The organism is Rhizobium sp. NPDC090275 (assembly GCF_044772225.1).
Taxonomy (GTDB): domain Bacteria; phylum Pseudomonadota; class Alphaproteobacteria; order Rhizobiales; family Rhizobiaceae; genus Rhizobium.
In genome coordinates, this window is sequence record NZ_JBIVYL010000013.1 from 118,541 (window position 1) to 138,959 (window position 20,419).

At 58.9% G+C, this 20,419-nt stretch carries 22 protein-coding genes; 12 read left to right on the plus strand and 10 right to left on the minus strand.

The window, feature by feature from the left end; genetic code table 11:
* Positions 1–17: 17 nt before the first annotated feature.
* Both ACIQUB_RS27010 and ACIQUB_RS27015 read left to right on the plus strand, forming a co-directional pair.
* Positions 18–1,202, plus strand: a complete 1,185-nt coding sequence (locus tag ACIQUB_RS27010) for a substrate-binding protein (protein WP_402933982.1) — start codon at positions 18–20, stop codon at positions 1,200–1,202.
* 18 nt (positions 1,203–1,220) lie between these two features.
* Positions 1,221–2,546 (plus strand): amidase, encoded by a 1,326-nt coding sequence (locus tag ACIQUB_RS27015; protein ID WP_402933985.1) that lies wholly within the window; start codon positions 1,221–1,223, stop codon positions 2,544–2,546.
* 17 nt (positions 2,547–2,563) lie between these two features.
* On the opposite strand, the gene ACIQUB_RS27020 is transcribed toward ACIQUB_RS27015, so the two are convergent.
* Positions 2,564–3,454 (minus strand): LysR family transcriptional regulator, encoded by an 891-nt coding sequence (locus ACIQUB_RS27020; RefSeq protein ID WP_402933988.1) that lies wholly within the window; start codon positions 3,452–3,454, stop codon positions 2,564–2,566.
* Between ACIQUB_RS27020 and ACIQUB_RS27025 the strand changes: the two genes are divergently transcribed.
* From ACIQUB_RS27025 to ACIQUB_RS27055, 7 genes are all read left to right on the plus strand, one after another.
* Positions 3,357–4,424: a transporter substrate-binding domain-containing protein gene (locus tag ACIQUB_RS27025; RefSeq protein WP_402933991.1), complete on the plus strand. Its 1,068-nt coding sequence runs from the start codon at positions 3,357–3,359 to the stop codon at positions 4,422–4,424. The genes ACIQUB_RS27020 and ACIQUB_RS27025 overlap by 98 nt on opposite strands.
* A gap of 90 nt (positions 4,425–4,514) precedes the next feature.
* On the plus strand, positions 4,515–4,832 hold the full coding sequence (locus ACIQUB_RS27030) for a (2Fe-2S)-binding protein (RefSeq protein ID WP_402933994.1): 318 nt from the start codon (positions 4,515–4,517) through the stop codon (positions 4,830–4,832).
* Positions 4,829–6,379 carry an FAD-dependent oxidoreductase gene (locus ACIQUB_RS27035; protein ID WP_402933997.1) on the plus strand — a complete coding sequence of 517 codons (1,551 nt, stop codon included), beginning with the start codon at positions 4,829–4,831 and terminating at the stop codon, positions 6,377–6,379. The genes ACIQUB_RS27030 and ACIQUB_RS27035 overlap by 4 nt, the downstream gene beginning before the upstream one ends.
* On the plus strand, positions 6,372–7,529 hold the full coding sequence (locus ACIQUB_RS27040) for an NAD(P)/FAD-dependent oxidoreductase (RefSeq protein WP_402934000.1): 1,158 nt from the start codon (positions 6,372–6,374) through the stop codon (positions 7,527–7,529). Before ACIQUB_RS27035 ends, ACIQUB_RS27040 begins: the two co-directional genes overlap by 8 nt.
* Complete coding sequence (locus ACIQUB_RS27045; protein WP_402934003.1) at positions 7,526–8,236, plus strand: ABC transporter permease; 711 nt, start codon at positions 7,526–7,528, stop codon at positions 8,234–8,236. The genes ACIQUB_RS27040 and ACIQUB_RS27045 overlap by 4 nt, the downstream gene beginning before the upstream one ends.
* A gap of 2 nt (positions 8,237–8,238) precedes the next feature.
* The gene (locus ACIQUB_RS27050; protein ID WP_402934005.1) at positions 8,239–8,931 is read left to right on the plus strand and encodes an ABC transporter permease; all 693 of its coding nucleotides are present in this window, start codon (positions 8,239–8,241) and stop codon (positions 8,929–8,931) included.
* Positions 8,932–8,954: 23 nt separating this feature from the next.
* A complete protein-coding gene (locus ACIQUB_RS27055) occupies positions 8,955–9,728 on the plus strand; it encodes an ABC transporter ATP-binding protein (RefSeq protein WP_402934008.1) in 774 nt (257 codons plus the stop codon).
* Here the strand turns inward: ACIQUB_RS27055 and ACIQUB_RS27060 are convergent.
* From ACIQUB_RS27060 to ACIQUB_RS27095, 8 genes are all read right to left on the minus strand, one after another.
* Positions 9,715–10,242: an NUDIX hydrolase gene (locus ACIQUB_RS27060; protein ID WP_402934011.1), complete on the minus strand. Its 528-nt coding sequence runs from the start codon at positions 10,240–10,242 to the stop codon at positions 9,715–9,717. The genes ACIQUB_RS27055 and ACIQUB_RS27060 overlap by 14 nt on opposite strands.
* Positions 10,239–11,012, minus strand: a complete 774-nt coding sequence (locus tag ACIQUB_RS27065) for an inositol monophosphatase family protein (protein ID WP_402934014.1) — start codon at positions 11,010–11,012, stop codon at positions 10,239–10,241. The genes ACIQUB_RS27060 and ACIQUB_RS27065 overlap by 4 nt, the downstream gene beginning before the upstream one ends.
* A gap of 12 nt (positions 11,013–11,024) precedes the next feature.
* Positions 11,025–11,810, minus strand: coding sequence for a metallophosphoesterase (locus ACIQUB_RS27070; protein ID WP_402934017.1), 786 nt, complete (start codon positions 11,808–11,810; stop codon positions 11,025–11,027).
* A gap of 15 nt (positions 11,811–11,825) precedes the next feature.
* Positions 11,826–12,647: a carbohydrate ABC transporter permease gene (locus tag ACIQUB_RS27075; RefSeq protein WP_402934020.1), complete on the minus strand. Its 822-nt coding sequence runs from the start codon at positions 12,645–12,647 to the stop codon at positions 11,826–11,828.
* Complete coding sequence (locus ACIQUB_RS27080; RefSeq protein WP_402934022.1) at positions 12,644–13,519, minus strand: carbohydrate ABC transporter permease; 876 nt, start codon at positions 13,517–13,519, stop codon at positions 12,644–12,646. Before ACIQUB_RS27080 ends, ACIQUB_RS27075 begins: the two co-directional genes overlap by 4 nt.
* Before the next feature lie 78 nt (positions 13,520–13,597).
* Complete coding sequence (locus ACIQUB_RS27085) at positions 13,598–14,896, minus strand: ABC transporter substrate-binding protein (RefSeq protein ID WP_402934025.1); 1,299 nt, start codon at positions 14,894–14,896, stop codon at positions 13,598–13,600.
* Between the two features lie 14 nt (positions 14,897–14,910).
* Complete coding sequence (locus ACIQUB_RS27090) at positions 14,911–15,972, minus strand: ABC transporter ATP-binding protein (protein WP_402934028.1); 1,062 nt, start codon at positions 15,970–15,972, stop codon at positions 14,911–14,913.
* A 24-nt stretch (positions 15,973–15,996) separates the two neighbouring features.
* Entirely contained in the window at positions 15,997–16,791 is a 795-nt protein-coding gene (locus ACIQUB_RS27095; RefSeq protein WP_402934031.1) for a DeoR/GlpR family DNA-binding transcription regulator, read from the minus strand.
* 482 nt (positions 16,792–17,273) lie between these two features.
* Between ACIQUB_RS27095 and ACIQUB_RS27100 the strand changes: the two genes are divergently transcribed.
* From ACIQUB_RS27100 to ACIQUB_RS27110, 3 genes are all read left to right on the plus strand, one after another.
* A complete protein-coding gene (locus ACIQUB_RS27100; protein WP_402934033.1) occupies positions 17,274–18,122 on the plus strand; it encodes a GGDEF domain-containing protein in 849 nt (282 codons plus the stop codon).
* The gene (locus ACIQUB_RS27105; protein WP_402934036.1) at positions 18,091–18,945 is read left to right on the plus strand and encodes a DeoR/GlpR family DNA-binding transcription regulator; all 855 of its coding nucleotides are present in this window, start codon (positions 18,091–18,093) and stop codon (positions 18,943–18,945) included. The genes ACIQUB_RS27100 and ACIQUB_RS27105 overlap by 32 nt, the downstream gene beginning before the upstream one ends.
* 166 nt (positions 18,946–19,111) lie before the next feature.
* Complete coding sequence (locus tag ACIQUB_RS27110; RefSeq protein ID WP_402934038.1) at positions 19,112–20,107, plus strand: hypothetical protein; 996 nt, start codon at positions 19,112–19,114, stop codon at positions 20,105–20,107.
* Positions 20,108–20,127: 20 nt separating this feature from the next.
* Here the strand turns inward: ACIQUB_RS27110 and ACIQUB_RS27115 are convergent, their stop codons facing one another.
* Positions 20,128–20,367: a hypothetical protein gene (locus ACIQUB_RS27115; RefSeq protein ID WP_402934040.1), complete on the minus strand. Its 240-nt coding sequence runs from the start codon at positions 20,365–20,367 to the stop codon at positions 20,128–20,130.
* Positions 20,368–20,419: the final 52 nt, after the last annotated feature.

The following is a 20,419-nucleotide window of genomic DNA, read 5'->3' on the forward strand; positions in this document are numbered from 1 at the left end:
TCAAAAAGGGGAACAACATGACTTCGACACTGATTACCAGACGCGCAGCACTCAAGACGCTCGGCGTCGGCACGCTCGCCGCGTCAAGCTTTTCGCTCGGTATGCCGGGCATCATCCGTGCCAAGGAAGCACCCGTCAAACTCGGCTTCCTGTCCGGCATGACAGGTCTCGAAACCATTCTCGGCGAAACGCAGCTCAACTGCTTCAAGCTGGCAGTCAGCGAGATCAACAAGGCAGGCGGCATCGCCGGACGTGAGGTCACCTTCATCGAGGAGGACGATCAGACGACCACCCGCGGCGCCATCGATAAGGCCCGCAAGCTCGTGCATGAGGACGAGGCCGACGCCATCATCGGCCTGATCGCCAGCCTGACACATGTGGCCGCTCGCAGTGTCACCACGCCGGCCAAGAAGCTGCTGATGTACACGACCTACTACGAGGGCGATGTCTGCGAACGCTACTTCTTCTCCACCGGCCAGGTTCCGAACCAGCAGATCACGCCGACCGTCGATTGGCTGATGGCCAATGAAGGCAAGACGACCTACATCATCGGTTCGGACTATGTCTGGCCTCGCAAGAGCGCTGAGGTCATCCGCGGGGCGATGGAAGCGAAGGGTGGCAAGGTTGTCGGGGAGGATTTCCTGCCTTTCGGCACGCAGGATTTCGGCCCGGTCTTCGACCGCATCAAGGCCGCCAATCCCGATTTCATCTGGATCATGGTCGCAGGCAACGACCTCATCACCTGCCTCAAGCAGTACCAGAGCTTTGGCCTGAAGCAGCAGCTCTTCTCCAACGGCCTGGACGAGATGTTCTCCTTCTTCCACCCGGAACTTACGTCGGGTACGCTCTCCAACCAGGCTTATTTCATGGGACTGGACAACGAGCGGAATGCTGCCTTCAAGAAGGCCTATGGGGACATGTTCGGCGCGGAGAAGCCGATCAACGCGATTGGCGAAGCGGCCTATGACGCGGTCTACCTTTACAAGGCCGCCGTCGAGAAGGCCGGCACGACGGAGACCGAAGCCGTCATCGACGCACTTCGTCAGGTCTCTTTCGATGCGCCGCAGGGTACTGTCAACTTTGCGTCCAACAATGTCATGCGTTCCAACAGCCTGCTGGCGCGTGGCAATGACAAGGGGCATTGGGATATCGTCGAAAACTTCAAGCAGATCGACCCGTTGGTCGCTGGTTGCAGCCTGTAGGACTGAGAGAAGGTACCCATGTTGCCCTCCGGCGAAGTCGCCAGCTTCGAGACAAGCGCAGATGCGCTTGTGACCGCCATACGCAAACGCGAAATCACCGTTCAGGACGCAACATCGCATTTCCTGACGCGGATCGCGCAGAGCAACGGCACAATCGGTGCGGTTCGCCACACCATGTCCGAAGCGGCGATGGAGGCGGCGGGCCTATGGGATAAGCGCATCCGATCAGGGGAGGGACCGCCTCCCCTGATCGGGCTTCCCGTCGTGGTGAAAGAAAATTGCGATACTGTCGGCGTCCGTTGCTCGGCAGGCTTGTCCTTTCGTAATGACCATGCACCGGCAGTCGATTCCGACATCACCCGCCGCCTGCGTGAGGCGGGGGCCATCATTCTCGGGGTTTCGGTCAGTGATCCCGGTGCCTTCAGTGTGCGCACGCCGGACGTAACCCATCCTGTCGATCCGGCATTGACGGTGGGCGGCTCCAGCGGCGGCTCTGCCGCGGCACTCGCCAGTGGCTTCTGCCTTGGTGCGATCGGCAGCGATACGGGCGGTTCAATCCGCATTCCTTCCGCCTGTTGCGGGACCGCGGGCTTGAAGCCAACCTATGGTGCGTGGTCGAAGGAGGGCGTTTTTCCACTGGTTCCCTCGCTGGACCATATCGGTCCCATGGCTCGAACGGCGTCGGATGTCAGACTGATCTGGCAGGCCTTGACGCAGCCCCGCAAAAGCCCGGCCAGGACTGTGCGCAAAGCCGGCTTTGACCAGAATTGGGTTGCCGTTGCGGATCCGCAGATCCGTGAAGCCTTCGCCCGTGGTCTAGACATGATGCAAGCGCGCGGCATCGAGATTGTTGAGGTCACACTTCCTGATCTCGATGAAATCTCGGCGATGCATGGCCAGATTTTCATCGTGGAGGCCGCAGCTCTCCATTGCGCTCAACATGCAGACGATATCGCCAGTTACCCAGCCTTGGCACGCGATTGGTTCGCCGCAGCGCGTGACATCAAATTGGGAACCTATGTTGACGCATGCCGAAAACGACATGCGATGAAACTTCACATCGACAGAATTTTGGGTAGGGTCGATGCGATTGTCACGCCTACGATCGCTGTTTCGCGAGCATCCAAGATCGGCAACACATTAGAGATTGCGGGGCAAGCGCATGACTACACCATGGCGCTTGTACGCATGACATCTCTTTTCAATCATACCGGCCATCCTGCTGTCGCCTTTCCGATCCCGGATACGGGTGACAGCTTGTCTGCGAGCATCCAGCTTGTGGGGCCATGGCATGCGGAGGCGATGTTGCTCGATCTGGCCGGATTGCTTGAACGGGGCGCTTGAGCTGCGGTGGATCGCATTTATGGCTGCATGGCAGCTTGCGCTGCCGCATGCAGTGCTGCTTCCAGCTTCAGGGCGGCACGGCGTGGCGGCTTATCACGGGAATGTTCGAGATAGTAATGTCCGGGGCCCGGCGTCCTCGGTACAAGCGGGCAGACCGCCAGATCGAGCGTTTCCGCCAATGGCCCGCAAACAGGAAGATGGCCGATCGCCAGTCCGAGCCCTTGCGCCACCATGACGAGCGCGAGCGGTGTCGTATCGACAGGCTCAAGCCTCAGCTGGCGCCTGGGAATTGGGCCCAGATTTTGGGAGAGCAGCACGGACCATCCTATTGCGTGCGCGGCAACATCATAGAGCTTGTAAGAGAGCAGCATGTTCAAATCGGTGATCTTGGACAGATCGATCCGTCGGCACATCACAACGTGCGACATTCCCATGAGCCGCGCCGGATGGCGCACGAGATGCGGATCCTCACCAAAGAGTATCGAGAGATCCGGTTTGATCACACGCATTGAGCCTTCGATGACGAGATCAACGCGAATGTTTGGATTGGTCTGTTCAAACTCCGCAAGCACGCGCGGCAACCAACTCATCGCCATTAGCTGACTGGCAAAAAGCGTGACACGTTCAATTCCTTCACGGGCGAATAAGGCGCCTGCCTTGCTCTCGATCGCGCCCAGCGAGAGCTGGATCGTCGGAAGGAAGTCGGCTCCCTCTGGTGTCAGGCGGATACGATTGGCGGTTCTGAGGAAAAGCGGACGGCCCAGATGCGTCTCCAAGGCCAGAATCTGCTGGCTCACCGCAGCCGCCGACATGTTCAGCTCTTTCCCCGCACGCGCAAAACTTTGGTGGCGTGCCGCTGCCTCGAATATCCGTAACCAATTGAGTGAGGGGATCATCGCGCCAATCATTCCTCAGCATAAGTCACACTTACGCTCAGATCAAATAGATAGTGTATCTACTAATGCTGATCATCGTGACATGAATCAAGTCGGTCGTGATGACCTAAATATAACAAAGGGAACGACGATGATGCTGAACAGACGCGGCCTTTTTGCCCTTGCTCTGATGCCATTCATGGGTGTTCCGGCAATGGCTCAGACCTTGCCGGATCATATCACCATTGCGACGGAGGGTGCCTATCCTCCCTGGAATTACACCGCTCCGGACAACTCGTTGATCGGTTACGAAATCGATCTGATCAAGATCCTCTGCGAGCGCATGAAAACCAAATGCGATGTCATCTCGCAGGAGTGGAACGGCATTATTCCCGGCCTGACGGTCGGAAAATACGACGCCATCATCGCTTCCATGGGCGTAACAGAAGAACGCAAGAAGGTTGTCGCCTTTTCAAAACCCTATGCGCGTGCCCCGAACGGTTTTCTGACCACCGGTGACAATGAGCTCAAGGACCTTCCCGACCCGGGCCAAAGCTTCGACCTTGCGACGAAGCCCGAGCAAGCCGCTGCCGTTCTTGCCGCGATCAAGGCCAAGCTTGAAGGTAAGGTCATCGGCATACAAACCGGCTCGACGGCTGCGCCGTTCGCAGCCGAATATCTGAAGGGTCTAGATGTGCGGGAATATCCGACTTTCGAACAGCTTGGCCTCGAACTGACGGCCGGACGTGTCGATATTGCGATCGCGAACGTTACCGCGTTCAAGGCCATTATCGATGCAAACCCTCCGGGTACTCTCGTTTTCACCGGCCCGACTTTCGCAGGCGGCGTGCTTGGTCTTGGCACAACGAATGTTGCGTTTCGTCAGGGTGAGGCGCCTCTGCAAGCGGCCTTCGACACAGCGATCGACGAGATCAACAAGGACGGGACCAATGCGGCCCTGACCAGCAAATGGTTCGGGACGGACATTTCGATCAAGGAATGATCGAAAGCCCCTTCACTCTGAACAGGTGAGGGGGCGAAACGGCTCGCCCGTTTCGAAGCCACATATTTCTTTCGTCACACAGGTGCCAGAATGTTTACGCCCGTCGGGTCCTCCGAGGCAGCGCTCACTGTTTTCCTCAATGGACGGCCATTGCCCGCACGCTTCGGCGAAACGATTGCGGCATGTCTTTTGCGCGCTGGTGTCGGCTCGTTTCGCACGACCCCGGTCAGCGGCAGCCCGCGATTGCCATATTGCATGATAGGTCACTGCTTCGACTGTCTGATCGAAATCGAGGGTGTGGGTAGCCGCCAGGCTTGTCTTAGCCAGGTGGAGCCGGGAATGCGGCTTCGCACCCAAAATGGTCCCGCCGCCATTGAAGGGCTTGATCTGCACGAGGCCGGTCAATGAACGCCTTTGCCAATCGCGTGCCCGGCGTTCCCGAAAACAGACCTGCCTACGATACGGATGTCATCATCATCGGCGCCGGGCCTGCCGGCATGTCGGCGGCTATAGACCTGGCCGCGGCCGGCCGGCGCGTCATTGTTCTCGACATGCAGCCGGCACCTGGCGGGCAGATATTCCGATCGCTGGAGGCCAATCTTGCCTCGCAGCCTGCAACGGACGAGCTTCTCGCCGCTCTTGGTCCTGCCTACCGCGCTGGCGAAGCGTTGATCGCACGCTTCCGTGCAGCCAGGGAGATCGATTATCGCCCCGACACGACCGTCTGGGATTTGAGACATGACGGGACTGTCGGTTGGCTGAAAGGAGAAGCGGCCGGCTATGTTCGCGCGCCTCATGTCATCCTTGCTACCGGTGCGATGGAGCGGCCGGTTCCGTTTCCCGGCTGGACATTGCCGGGTGTCATGACGGCGGGGGCGGTGCAGACGCTGCTGAAGGCGGGCCGTTTGAAGCCGCAAGGTCGCGTGGTGCTCGCGGGCACCGGTCCTTTGATCTTTCTGCTGGCAGAGCAGCTCCGCTGTCTCGGCATTCGGCCCGCTCTTGTGGCGCGAACAGATCGCATTTCCGACATGATCCGCGCCGCTCGATGGATCCGCCCCTCGGCCATTCCCGCGATCCTGAAGGGTGCGGTGTGGATGGCCAAACTGAAGCTGGCGGGCATCCCGATGAGTACAGGGATTTCTGAACTGAGCGCTCAAGGAGTTGGACGCGTTGAGAGTGTCAGTCTGATGGTTGCAGGCAGAAAAATGACAATCCCTTGCGACCTTCTTATCGTTCATGATGGCATCGTGCCCTCCATGGATCTTGCCCATGGCGCCGGTCTGGCCCTTGAATGGCAAGAGGGTGATGCAAGCTGGCGGCCTAAAACATCGCTCGACGGCAAGGTGGAACTTGTGCCGGGTCCGGCGCTTGTCGATGGGCCGTGCCGTATTCGTATAAGCGGTGACGCACGTGTCATTGGCGGCGCTGATGCCGCGATTGCCCACGGTCGCCATGTCGCGGCAGAAATTCTCGCGGAAGCCCGCGCTGAGGGTGGAGTAGGAGTGAAGCCCGGCCAGGATAACGGCAGCGGGACTGCCGCTGCGGTGCAGCGTGCCATGGCCTATCGGCCTTTCATCGAAGCCGCTTTTCCAATGGGGCTTGCCAGGGAGCTTCCGCCGGACGACGCAATCGTCTGTCGCTGCGAGGAGCTGACGGCCGGAACGTTACGGGCAACCATCGCGCAAGGCGCGACAAGCATGGATCTGATACGGGGCACGCAGCGATGTGGCATGGGGCCCTGTCAGGGGCGCAGTTGTTCCGCGACGCTGGCGCGCCTCTTGCGTGAAGCTCATCCGCAGTCGCAGCCAACGCCTTTTCGCCCCCGCCCGCCGTTCCGCCCACTACCTCTGGGCGCACTGGCAAAGCTTGAAGGCGCCGACCCGGAACTGGCGCAGATCATCTCTCTTGAAGACAAGCCGAACGCTCCGCTGGAGGAGGCTGACCCTCATGCGTAAGGTTTGCGAGGATGTTTTGATTGTCGGCGGCGGGTTGCAGGGATGCGCTATCGCACTGTTTCTGGCCCGTGCGGGCAAACAGGTCACGCTGATCGAGAAAAACCTGGCGGGACGCCATGCTTCGGGCGTCAATGCAGGCGGGCTGCGGCTGCTGATCAGAGATATCCGCGAGTATCCCTTGTCCTTGCGGGCGATGGAAATGTGGAAATCTCTCGGTGACTATGTGGGCGACAGGGCTGCGGAGAGTTGCGAGGTGAAGCTCGGCACATCCCAGATCGCGGTCGCCATGGACAGCGCGGAGATGGAATGGGCAGAGGCGCGTGCTCGCGACATGAACCGGCGTGGAATCCAGTCCGAGGAAATCATCGGTCCGGACGAACTCCATCGGCTTCTTCCCGGCCTTTCCCGGTCCGCACTCGGCGGGCTCATCTCTCGCGGTGACGGTCACGCAAATCCGGCCAATATGGCCCGCGCGATGCGAAATGCTGCTGAAAGCGCCGGTGTGCGAATTCTCGAACGGTGCGGATTAAAAAGCGTCGAACCTCGGGCGCAGGGTGGTTGGCGTGCAATGACGGATAACGGATTGATCGAGGCAGATGAGGTCGTCAATTGTGCGGGCGCCTGGGGATCCGAGATTGCCGCGTCGCTCGGTGAAACAATGCCGGTCAAGGTTATGGCGCTCAGCATGATGGTGACCGCACGCGTGCAGCATTTTGTCGATCCGGTCGTTATCGGGATCGATCAGCCGCTGTCGTTCAAGCAGAGCGCGGTGGGCTCACTGGTGATCGGCGGCGGGATATCCGGCAAGCCCTGTCTGGCGGACGGGACATCCTTCACGATCATGGACCGGATGGCATCGAGCGCGGCAGCGACAATCGCAGCCTTTCCAGCACTTGCAGGCGTTCCGGTCTTGAGAACCTGGACGGGACTCGAAGCTTCGACGCCTGATGGAGTGCCGTATATCGGTCCCAGCCGCAGACACGAAGGGCTTTGGCATGTGTTCGGTTTTTGCGGACACGGCTTCCAGATATCGCCGGCGGTCGGGGAGGCAATTGCTCAATCGATCGTGGCGGGAAAACTGGATGCAAAACTCGCAGCTTTTGCCGTCGATCGCCATGAGGCGCAGCGGGTCGAGGATGTTGTACAATGACACCTGACATCTTGTCTCTGTTGAGCTTTGACGCAGGCTGGGGAAAGCCCTTGCTCATCGCTGCCGGAGTGACACTCGCGGCGGCGACCTGCGGTTTTCTCCTCGGAAGCGTTTTCGGCTTGTGCGGTGCGTCGATGAAACTGTCGCACAGAATACTGCTACGCACTGTCGGCCAGTTTTACACGACGGTTTTCCGCGGTGTGCCGGAAATCCTTGTCGTCTATCTTTTCTATTTCGGTGGCAGCGTGGTTGTTACCAAGACGATGAACCTTGGCGGGTTTCCGGGTTTCTATTCGATGCCGGCATTCGCCATTGGTGTCATTGCCGTCGGGATCGTGTCGGGTGCCTACCAGACGGAGGCATTTCGCGCCGCCTACATGCGTCTTGATCGCGGGCAAATCGAGGCGGGTGCGGCCTGCGGCATGCCGAAGCTGCTTCTGTTGAGGCGGATCATCGTGCCGCAAACCCTCCGCTACGCACTGCCGGCGCTTGGCAACATCTGGCAGTCAGCCTTGAAGGAGACGTCGCTTCTGTCCGTGATCGGCCTGACCGAATTGCTGCGACAGGCCGGAACAGCGGCGGGCTCGACCCGGCAGCCATTGCTGTTTTATGCCGTCGCAGCCCTCATGTTTCTGATCATCGGTCGCGCAACAGGCTACGGGCTTTCCGTGCTGGAACGCCATCTCGCCAAGCCGTGGAGACGTTGAACATGGATTGGTCGTTTATGTTCGATGTTCTGCGTCAACTGCTGCTCGGAGTCCCGTTAACGCTGCAGCTCACTGCCCTGTCATTGTTAGCGGGTTTTGTTCTGGCCGTGCTCGTCGCCAGCGCCGCCGGTAGCAGTATTGCGCCTTTGCGATGGCTGGCCAGGGGGCATGTCGAACTCTTTCGCGGTACACCGCTGCTCGTGCAGATATTCCTGATCTACTACGGGCTCGGTCAGATCCCGGCACTGCGGCATTCCTTTCTGTGGCCCTTCCTGCGCGAACCCTATTGGTGTGCGGTTCTTGCCCTCGCGTTAAATACCTCAGCCTATACGGCAGAGATTATTCGCGGTGCGATCCAGTCGGTGCCGGCGGGGCAGATCGAAGCCGGGCGTGCGTGCGGCATGTCCGGTCTCCTGCTTCGTCGCCGGATCGTCTGGCCGATTGCCATTCGCCACGGCCTGCCGGTCTATGGCAGCGAAATCATTCTCATGGTCAAGGCAACATCGCTGGCCAGTATCATTACCCTGACGGAGATGACGGGCATCGCTCACAAGCTGATTTCCTCGACCTATCGCGTCTTTGAGATCTTTATTGTTACCGGAGCGCTCTATCTCGCGCTCACCTTCCTGATCAGCGCGGCGATCTCGATCATCGAGAAGCGCCTGCATGCACATCACGCGCATCGTCGTTCATGACGCGGCGCCGAATGGAGAAAGCCATGTCAAATCCGGTTGCCGTTGCGGTCGACGGTCTTCACAAGAGTTACGGCACGCATGAAGTCCTCAAGGGCATCGATTTTTCAGCTTGCGAGGGTGAAGTCGTATCCATTCTCGGCGCATCCGGATCGGGGAAATCGACCTTCCTGCGCTGCCTTAATCTTCTCGAATTGCCCTCGGCAGGGCGCTTGCAGATATCCGGGGAAGAGGTGAAGCTTAAATCGGTGGGCGACGGATTGCGGATTGCCGACCAGAAACAGGTCGATCGCCTGCGCACGCAGGTGACCATGGTGTTCCAGAATTTCAATCTGTGGGAACACATGACCGTTCTCGAAAACCTCATCGAAGCGCCTGTTCACGTCCAGCGCCGCAACCGTGCCGAAGTGCTTGACGAGGCCGAAGCGATGCTGGAACGGGTTGGCATGAAAGAACGCGGCAAGGCGTATCCCGCGCAATTGTCAGGCGGTCAGCAGCAGCGTGCCGCCATCGCGCGCGCGCTCGTCATGAAACCCAGGGTCATGCTGTTTGACGAGCCGACCTCCGCGCTTGATCCGGAACTGGTTGGTGAAGTTCTCAACGTGATGCGTGATCTGGCATCGGAAGGTCGGACGATGCTGGTCGTCACCCACGAAATGGGTTTTGCGCGCGATGTCTCGAGCAAGATCTTGTTTCTCGAGCATGGTCGCATCGTGACGGCAGGTTCGCCGGCAGAACTTTTCGGCGGCGGCGTCAACCAGCGTTTCGACCAGTTCGTGTCCCGTTTCAGCCAGGGCTAACGCCGGAAAAATCTACCGGGGATGTCACCTTGCCCGCCGTCAGGCCTGCAAACGAATGGAACAAGGCACGAAGATCTGGCTCATCGCAGCATACCGATGCTTTTTCGACAGGAAGCCACCGGCGCTTTCGGACGTTCATCTCCGGGAATGCGTCAGCGACCTCGCTGACGAGCAGCGGATAGACCGAGACCGTCAGCCATTGCTGACGTTCGGGCTTGAAATAGCGATACTGGCCGATTGTTTTCTTGGCGATCCTGCCGGTCACGCCCGCCTCCTCGAATGCTTCCCGTCTGGCGCATTCGAACTGGTTTTCCCGTCGCTTGATATTGCCTTTCGGAATGATCCAGCGACCGGTTCTTTTGCTGGTGATCAAGAGCGCCATGAGCCAACCGCGATCATCGATCCTCCAGCAGATCGCACCGCATTGATGTGGCTTTTTCATCTTCCCCGAAGATCCGTCTGCTGATGCGATATCGGCGGGTAGAATATCTGGCACAGGATGATCCCTCATCATGGCAGGTCCACGGCGCGCAGGACCGTCAACATCCCGGCGGTGCCGCAGGTGAAGTCGAGATCGGTGTCGAGGCCGGACGTCTGCCAGTCGATAGAGGTGGTCACGCCGAGCTGCTCGAGGCAGGGCAGCATTCCAAGAATATCCCAGCTGGGAATGCCGAGACCGACATAACCGTCGACATTGCCCTTGGCGATGTCGATCAGCGATATGACCGAGGATCCGGTGACCCGGTATGCAAGGTTCAGCTCGGTGATCACTTGCTCAAAAAGCGCCACGCCCTGTTCGGCCGGTATTTTCGGATGAATGCCAACGCCTATGGCCGCGTAATCGCGATTGAACGGAGGCAAGGTTGGCAGCGGTTTGCCGTTCAGTTCTGCCGGCAGTTCGTTGCCTCCCGCAAACAGCTCGTCGCAGGCAGGAGCGTTTACGACACCGAATGTCGGACGGCCGTTTTCGAACAGGCCGATGGAAACGCCCCAATTCTGGCTGCCGCGCACGAAATTGAACGTGCCGTCGATCGGGTCGATCACCCAGACCCGACCCGAGCTGCCGTTCACGGCGCTGCCCTCCTCACCGAAAATGCCGTCCTCGGGAAAGCTGCGGACAAGCTCCTTGCAGATGAAAGCTTCGACTTCCCTGTCTGCGGCGGTGACGAGATCGAGCGGACCCTTGGCTTCAATATTCGCGGCCGGGCCGCTGTTGAAATGGCGCAATGCGATTTCGCCTGCCTCCATGGCAATGGCTTTCACGCGGGCATGCTGATTGTTCAAGACGGATTACTTTCAGTGTTCAAATGAGATGTGGCGGGTATGGACGGCCATTGAGTCATCTGCGCCGATGCGATAAACAAAATAGGCATAGGGTTCGGTGATGCAGTCGGGCTCGTGCTCGATTGCCGCAAGATCGAGCGCGACCTGGAAGGCGGGGCTGCCGCCAACGGCGCAATAGGCGCCGTTCCAGAGCGTCTGGTAAGGACGATGGATATGGCCGGCGAGAAGCATCAAACGCCCGCCATAATTCGCAACCAACCGCGATATGTCTTCGCGACCGCCTACCAAAGCATTGTCATCCAGCGGTTTGATGCCCGAAGGAAACGGCGGATGATGCAGGAGGATCAGCGTCGGCGCACTGGTCTCGCGTTCCAGTTTGTCGGCCAGCCAGGCAAGGCTTTCCGGCGCTAGTGCTCCGGCAACTTGTCCTTCGACCAGCGTATCGAGCGCCAGCACCCGGAAACCGTCTATCTCCGTTTCATAATTCAGAAACGTGCCCGTTTCGAATGGCAGCCTATCGGCAAAGGCGGTTCGCAGACTGGCGCGTCTGTCATGATTGCCCGGCACGATCAGCACCGGTACCTTTAAAGGAGCGAGAACGTCCTTCAACAGTTCGTAGTCGGCAGCCGATCCGCCATCGGTGACATCACCGGTAAACGCGACGGCATCGAGTGCAGGAGAGAAACGCGACAGGTCATCGACAATCCTGCGGGCGAGCCTTTCGATGTCCAGCCGCACAGGCGGTGTCTCGGGTTTGTCCGCGAACAGGTGAAAGTCTGAAATATGGGCGATGAGCACGATTGTTCTCCCTTCTTAACGGATGCCGGCGCGCATAAAACTCTGCACGAACTGGCGCTGGAAGATGATGAAGGCGACGAGAAGCGGTGCGACCGAAAGCAGCGTTGCGGCTGTCACACGTGCCCAGTCGACACCCTGTTCCACGGTCGCAAACACCTGCAGGCCGACGGTGATCGGTCGGGTCTCCACCGAATTGGTGACGACCAGCGGCCATAAAAAATTGTTCCAGTGGTAGCTGACCGTGACCAGGCCGAAGGCGACATAGGTGGGTTTTGCCAGCGGCACGAAAACCCGCATCAGGATCTGGAAGGCATTTGCCCCTTCCAGACGCGCCGCTTCCTCAAGCTCTTTCGGAATGCTTTTGAATGTCTGCCGGAACAGGAAGATGCCGAAGGCCGAAGCGAGATAAGGCAGGCCCATGCCGAGGATCGTGTCGCGCAGGCCGAGACTTGCAAGCGTCCGGTAATTTTCCACCAGCAGGATTTCGGGCATGATCATCAGCTGGATCAGCACGAGCATGAAGAGCACGTTCGAACCGCGGAACGGAAAACAGACGAAGGCGTAGGCGGCGAGCGTACAGACGACCAATTGGCAGCCGAGGATGAGCGACACCAGCAGGAAAGTGTTGAGAAAATAGCGTGGGAAAGGTGCGGCCGAGAGCACCTGCGCAAAATTCTCAAGCGTCAGAGGCGCGAAGAGATCGAAGGAGCTTGAGCCGGTCGATGGGTGGAAAGCCGCCCACAATGCGAAAAGCAGCGGCGAGATCCAGATAAGGGCAAGCAGCCATGCGCCGAGCGTTGTGATGGTGCCGGCCTTCGGGTTGGAAGCACTGGTCATCGGTAATGAACTTTCCTGTCGAGATAACCGAACTGGAACAGCGCGACGAGCGCGAGAAGGGCCAGCAGAAACACGGTGAGCGCTGCGGCGTAGCTTGTATCCCAGTATTGGAAGCCGGTTTCGTAGATGTAGAAGAGCAGGAGCGTCGTGGAGTTATCCGGCCCGCCCTTGGTCAGCGCAATGACGTGATCGACAAGGCGGAAGGCGCCGATCAGCGCGTTGACGAGCACGAAAAGCGTGGTCGGCATGATCAGCGGGGCTGTCACCCGGCGAAAGATCTGTAGCCGGCTTGCACCTTCCAGGCGGGCGGCCTCGATCAATGTCGGCGAAATCTGCTGCAAGGCTGCCAGATAGAAGATCATGAAGAAGCCGGCTTCCTTCCAGATCGTGATGACGATCAGCGACCAGAGCGCGGTCGATGGCGTGCCGAGAAGATTGTTGTGGCCGAGCCCGATCAGGCCGAGCAACTGGTCGACCGGGCCGTAGCTCGGGGCGTAGAAGAATAGCCAGATATTGGCGACGGCGACCATCGGCAGCACTGTCGGGGTAAAATAGGCCATGCGGACAAGGCCCTGGCCGGAAATCCGGCTGTTGACGAACAGTGCCATGGCAAGAGCCAGCGCCATCGAGGCCGGAATGGTGACGATGGCATAAACGATGTTGTTGGTCAGCGCCTGCCAGAAGACGGGATCTTCGATCATGCGCACATAATGGTCGCCGCCGATGAAGACGGAAGGCCGTCTGCCTTTCGGCGTGGTGAACACGCTGTTGTAGAGGGTCGCCAGAACAGGCTGATAGGTAAAGGTCCACAGAAGAACTGCAGCCGGTAGAAGCAGCAGGCTTCCATAGAGAAGGTTGCGCGATTTGTTCATGGGCTATCGACAGCGTCCGGTTTTGCATATGAAGACAGACTACGCGGCGGATTTCGCCGCGTAGTCATGGAGACAGGATCAGCGATACTGCTTGAGGATCTTGTCGATCTCGGCCTGGGCTTCGCCAAGTGCTTTCTCCGGCGTCTTGTTGCCGGTCAGCGCTGCCGCCAGAGCGTCGTTGAGGATCTTTGTGGTGCGGGCGCTCTCGTGGGTGGAGAATTCCGGCACCGCGTTGGGAATCTGCTTCAAAGCCACGAGCGCATTCGGCTCCTTGGCGGTGTATTCGGTCAGCGTCTTGGTCTTCCAGGCACCGTCACGCGGGGCAACGTAACCCGTCTGCACGGCCCAGTCGGCAAGGATCTCGTCCGAGGTCAGGAATTTTGCGAACTTGAAAGCGGCCTCTTTCTGTTCGGTAGAAGCATCCTTGAAGATGTAGAAATTGCCGCCGCCGAGCGCCGAGGCCGGATTCGGATGGCCGGGGAAGGGGGCAACACCGAAATCAAACGTCGCATTCTTGCGGATGTTCGTCAGGTTGCCCGTCGTGTGCCAGATCATGGAAACGCGACCGGCAAGGAAATCGGCCGGTGCCGTACCCCATTCGAAGATGCTCTGAGGATGCACGCCGTCCTTCTTCGACAGATCGACCCAATATTGCAGGGCTTCGACGACCTTCGGGTCGGTCAGGTAGGTCTGGTTGCCTTCGTCATTCATCAGGCGGGCGCCGTTCTGGGCAGCCAGCGCACCGAACATCCACTGCGAGGAACCGACATTGCCGGCAATGCCGACACCCCAGCGGGTTGTGTTGCCGGATGCATCCTTGGTGGTCACGGCCTTGCCGGCGGCGACCATATCGTCCCAGGTCTTCGGATAGGCTTCCGGATCGAGGCCCGCATCCTTGAAGGCCTGCTTGTTATAATACATGACGGCGGTGGAGCGCTGGAAAGGCACGGACCAGAGATGGCCGTCGATCTGGGCGCTCTTCAGATAGGCCGGCATAAAGCCGTCGATCCAGGCCTTGTCGGCATCGGTCTTCACGAACTGGTCGATCGGATCGACGACGTCCTCATCGATAAGCGTGAAGACGTCGGTGGCAAGCAACACGGCAATCGCCGGTGGCGTGCCGGCCTTGGCGGCTGTCAGCGCCTTGGTCGTGGTGTCATTGTAATTGCCCGAATAGATCGGTGCGACCTGAATATCCGGGTTTTCCGCCATGAACTTGGCGACATAACCATCGATGACCTTGGTCACCGGGCCACCGACCTGGACCGGATAATAGAAGTCGAGCTTTGTCTGGGCAAAAGCCTGGGACGCGCCGACGACACCGAGCATGAGCCCGGTCGCTGCGAGTTTCAGCAGATTCCGTTTGATAATATGCACTGGATCTCTCCGAATTATTGGTTCTTGAAAGCAGTCACGTCATCCCGACGAAGCCCTGTGGACCTGTCGAAGAATTGCAGGGCGGTCGGCGACCAGCCCAATCTGATTGCGGCGCCTTCGCCGATGGCTGCGCGGCCAGGCAGTTTGGCCTGCAGCGATTGTGTGCCGATGCGGCAGGTAAGGATGGTGTCGGATCCAAAATATTCGCTGGTCTGAACGGTGGCCGGTTCGCCGTTATCCGACAGCCGGATATGTTCCGGGCGGATGCCGAGTTGCAGCTCTCCGCTTGCCTGATCGGTCAAAAGGCGTGCGCTGCCGGGCAGGGCCATTCCGCCTTCGATTTTTGCCAGATCGAGAATATTCATCGGCGGGGTGCCGATGAAGCGGGCAGCAAATACCGAAGCCGGGCGCTCATAAAGATCTTCAGGCGATCCCGCCTGCTCGATCCTCCCGCCATTCATGAGAATGACCTGATCGGCCATGCTCATCGCTTCTGTCTGATCGTGGGTCACGTAAAGCATGGTGATGCCGAGCCGTTTCTGCAGCGACCGGATCTCGCTGCGCATCTCGGCACGCAGCTTGGCATCGAGGTTGGAGAGCGGTTCGTCGAGAAGGCAGACGGAGGTTTCGGCAATCAGAGCGCGGCCAAGCGCCACGCGCTGTTGCTGGCCGCCGGACATCTGCGAGGGACGACGGTCGAGCAGGTGCTCGAGACCAAGCATATCCGCGGTCAGCTTCAGTCGTGCGGCCTGTTCCCCCTTGGAAAAACCGCGCACAGAAAGGCCGAACAGAATGTTCTGCGCTGCCGTCAGATGCGGAAACAGGGCATAGGACTGGAACACCATGGAGAGGCCGCGTTTGGCTGGCGCCAGCTGCGTCACGTCCCGGCCGGCAATCGTCATCGTGCCCGAAGTTGCATCGTCCAGCCCTGCAATCAGCCGCAGCGTCGTCGATTTTCCGCAACCGGAAGGTCCGAGAAGGGCGACGAAAGTGCCTTTTTCAGCCTGAAACGTAATATTGTCGACAGCACGAAACGTGCTCCAATCCTTGACGAGATTGGATACAGAAATACCCATTGAAAATGTTCCCGGATTTTACGTTCAGACGAAGATGAACTTCGCCTGCAGTTCGCTTGAAAGAGACGCCACAAGCGGCCTTGTCTTTTCGTCGGTGACGATGTGATCGATGTTCTTCAGCGGCGCGATCACGGAGAGCGCCGTGCGGTCGAATTTCGAATTGTCGGCGACCACGATGACTGTCCGAGCAATCTCGATCATTGCCTGCTGGACAGCGCCGACCTCGGGGCCGACGGTGGCAATGACACCGCGCTTGAGGTCTACAGCGGCAACGCTCAAGATCGCCGTGTCGACACTGAATGTGCGAATGGCTTCGATGGCGGCCGGACCACCGAGCGAGCGGTTGATCTCGATATATTTGCCGCCGATCAGGTGAACATCCTTGTGGCCGCCCGCGACCAGCTGGGTCAATGTGTCAGTTCCATTGGTCACGAAAGTTAGGGACGGGCGGCCTGCGAGATGTTTGGCCACCTGCAGCGATGTGGTTCCGCTGTCGATCATGATCGCATCGCCGTCAACGATCATCTCTGCCGCTGCCGCGCCGATGCGCGCCTTTTCGGCCGCATTGATCTCTTCGCGAACCGAGACGACGTGGTCGCGGGTCGCCTGGTTGATGATGGCAGCACCGCCATGCATGCGTTTGAGCAGGCCACGCGCCTCCAGTTCGGTAAGATCTCGTCGCACGGTCGCAATCGATACGCCCAGCGCGTCCTTCAACGCTTGCGCGTCGGCAAACATTTCCGTTCGCAGATGCCCGAGCAGTCGGGCCTGCCGCTGCGCGGCCGAGGCGAAGTGGCTGTCCTTTGTTTCGTCGTCCATGATTGGTGGCGCTCATGATGAGTGATCGTATGCGAGCATAAATACGATCGAATACGATCAAATCAAATGAAACTTTTATGACATTTTCGGAGTTCAAGCTGTTGTTTGGACTCTTTTAATTCGTCGTCGCCATTTTGTGATCGAATTCGAGCATGAATTTATCTTCGAAAATTTGTCGGCAATGATGGTGGCTCAAAGAATAAGGCCGCAAGTCTGGCCGAAAAGCCGAGGCAACGAACGTGACATATCGAAGTATATCCGCGTGCAAACAGGCGATCGCCGAGACGGAAGCTATGGATCGTCCTTTCTTGCGTGTGCGGACGGCCGGCGCTGAGCCCGTTGATTTCTCCGGCGACGATCTACGACTGCGTTGCTTGACCTGCGGATGCCTACGTCCGGCGCCGGTGCATGAAGGCAGTGAGCGCGGCGCTGGTGATAACTGCGATAAAGCAAGTGAATACTGTTTTGAGCATAGACAGTGGTTGAGCGCACTCGACGTGTCCCAGCGGAAGCTCGTGGCGGAATTCAGTGCTCTTCTTCAGTCACTTCGCAACGAAAAGCAGCTGCTGCAACAGCGGGGCGACGATCTGGGCTCTGTTTGTGCCGAAGCCGATCAGAGTAAGTCCGCCAATGTGGTTCTTCTGCATTGCATTATCGAAACGGTGACCGAGGCGAATGACAGGGTAAAGGGACTTGGTCGCGCACAGAAGGCTGCAGCGGTGCACAGGTTCAATGAACTGGACCAGATGCGGCGTAAGCTCGATGAATACAAGCAGATTGCCGGTACGGATTCCCTGACCCATCTTCCCAATCGCCGCGCCTTCGACGAGCGGCTTGCGCTCATGTTCGAGGACCGATGCGAATGGGAAATGTCGGCGCTGATCCTGCTCGATATCGACCATTTCAAACGGGTAAACGACACGCATGGGCACCTTGCCGGGGACAAGGTTCTGACGACAGTCGCCTCCATCCTTCGCGTTAGCCTGAAAAAGGAAGTTTTCGTGGCTCGAACCGGGGGAGAGGAGTTTGCCATCGTCGTTGGCGGACAGACCAGTGACGAGGTGACATCCATCTGCGAATCGGTTCGCCTTGCGATCGCCGGCTCCCCGTTCAGGGGGATAAAGTCGGATATCGACTATGGTCCGATCACCATTTCGCTCGGTTTCTGTATGGTGCAGAATGCCGTGGATGCTGTCGCTTTATACGGCAAGGCAGACGAGGCGCTGTATCACGCCAAGCATTCCGGACGGAACCGGACAGTCGACCATGCGGCAATCTCGGCCCGGAATTCCGCGCAACATGCCCACCAAAACACCGAAGATCGTTCATGAACCCGCCAACGCCAATTGGAGCGCCTTGATGACTAATACACTGGAAAAAGACCAATCGGCATCGAGCGCGCAGAGACAGGCTCGACTGATGGAGCACTTGCGCAACCAGGCGAGCTTTGACAGAGACCTTTTGCCGGGCCTGCTCGGCGTATCCGTTGCCGTTATCGAAAGCGATCTGGCGGAACTGCAATCCCGGGGACTGCTCAAGCGGGGCCGTACCGGCGATTTGATCGTCAGCCAATCCACGCTGGACTACGACACGTCTATCCGGGAAATGACGAATACCGAAGAAAAAGCGCGTATTGGGGCGGCTGCGGTGGATTTCATTGTCGAGGGCGATTCCGTCATGATCGACAGCGGCACGACATCTTTGCAGGTTGCAACACGTCTGGCCGGCCGGCCCTCACTTACCTTCGTCACGAACGGAACCGACACGCTTTCCGTCCTCAAGGCGGCGGGTGCCGGAAAGGTCTATCTAGTGGGGGGAGAATATATCGACCTCAACCATTCGCTTGGAGGGCCCATTGCCGTGGATAGCGTTCGCGGCTATAGCGTCGACAAGGCCATTCTCAGCGTTGCCGCCGTCGATCTAGAGCGCGGCGTTATCGCCACGACCAGCCCGCAGATCGGTGCGGTCCAGCAAGCCATGATCGGTGTCGCCAGGACTGTGATTGTGGTGGCCGATCATTCGAAATTCGACCGCACTGCGCTATCGGTGATCGCGCCGCTGCACGAGATCGACCATATCGTGACAGATGAAGCAACACGCCCGCTGGTTCGCAACCTGCCCGCAGCAATGCGCGCCAAGTTCGTTTTTGCATGAGTTCAATTCGACCCACAGTGTCGAGCCTGTGGGAGCGCCCTTCACCGTAAAATTTACCGTAACGTACTTTCATCGATTTCTGATTGAGTGAAACATGATCCCGGACAGCAAGGGTCCTTGTGGGGTCCTTGCCAATGCGTGAACGAGCAATTTTGCCAGGGCCCTCATGCCATCGAACTCATTCGATCAGCTGATGCCATCGGGACTTGCCCTGCCGCCCGGTCAGGTCAAGGAGGAATTGGATCGTATCCTGGATAGTCCGGACTTCAAGTCGACGACACGGCGCCGCAAGCTTCTTAGATATCTGGTCGAGGAGTCGCTGGCAGGTCGCGACAAGGGATTCAAGGGCTATACGATCGCCACGATCGTGTTCGGACGCGATGAAAGCTTCGATCCCCAAAGCGACCCGGTGGTCCGGCTCGAGGCGCGGCGGCTGCGTCATGATCTCAACAGCTACTACGTCTCCGCCGGCCGCCACAGTCCGCTGCGGATTACCATCCCGAAAGGGCAATATGCGCCTGTCATGGAGTGGTTCGACAGTACGACTACGTCGGAGGCCTTTATCACGCATCTCGATGCGGCCAGCAGGCCGGCCCCCGATACGACGCCCGCGCGCGTCTCCGGGAGCCTCCGTGAGACACGGCGATTCTCAGGCCGCTCACTCCGTTTTGGGATGGTCATGCTCATGGTCGCGGCGATAACCGTCATGGCCGTGGTTCTTGCCCGAAACGCAGCGACGCAGATCCATGGCCCGGCGCTGGCCGTTCTTCCTTTCAAGACGTCCGACGTGTCGCGGCGGGTACTTGGTGAAGGTTTCTCCGACGAAGTGCTGGCGAGGTTGAGCCATTTTCCCGATATCCGTCTCTATCTCCCGCAGAGCGCGCTGGAGCAGACGGCGGACCCCGTCGAGGTCGGACGGCGGTTGGGGCTGACATATGTGGTCGACGGGGTCATTCAGTCCGTCGCGGGAGCCGAGAGTGTGCGCGTGACCGTTCGTCTCACGGAGGTCTCGACGCGGCGTATTGTCTGGATTGGAAAGTATGAACGGCCTTACGCCAGCGGCGCGTTTCTCGCCATGCAGGACGACATCGCGGCGTCGGTCGCGGCCGCGTTGGGAAAGACGCAAGCGGACATGCGGTTGCACGAGAAGGCAAATCCCTGATGGCTCAAGGTCGCGAACTGTCAGTGCCTGTTCCAATCCATGGAATGCTCCAGCAACTCCTGGATCTCCAACTCGATCTCCTCGCTCAATCGGCGGAAATCGTCGGCCTTGCGCTCGTCCGCGATCCAGCGTTCAAGCGCGCATCGCGCGGTCGCATAGTCTTCGCAGAGGCTGCGGAATTCGGGCGCACGGGCATAGAGGCGACGAATGCTTAGCTCATGCGCGGGAAACCGGCTGATAATCGCTGACAATTCCTCCATGGCGACCATTTCCGCATGGGAACTCTGTTGCGATTATTGCGCGCGTGGACGA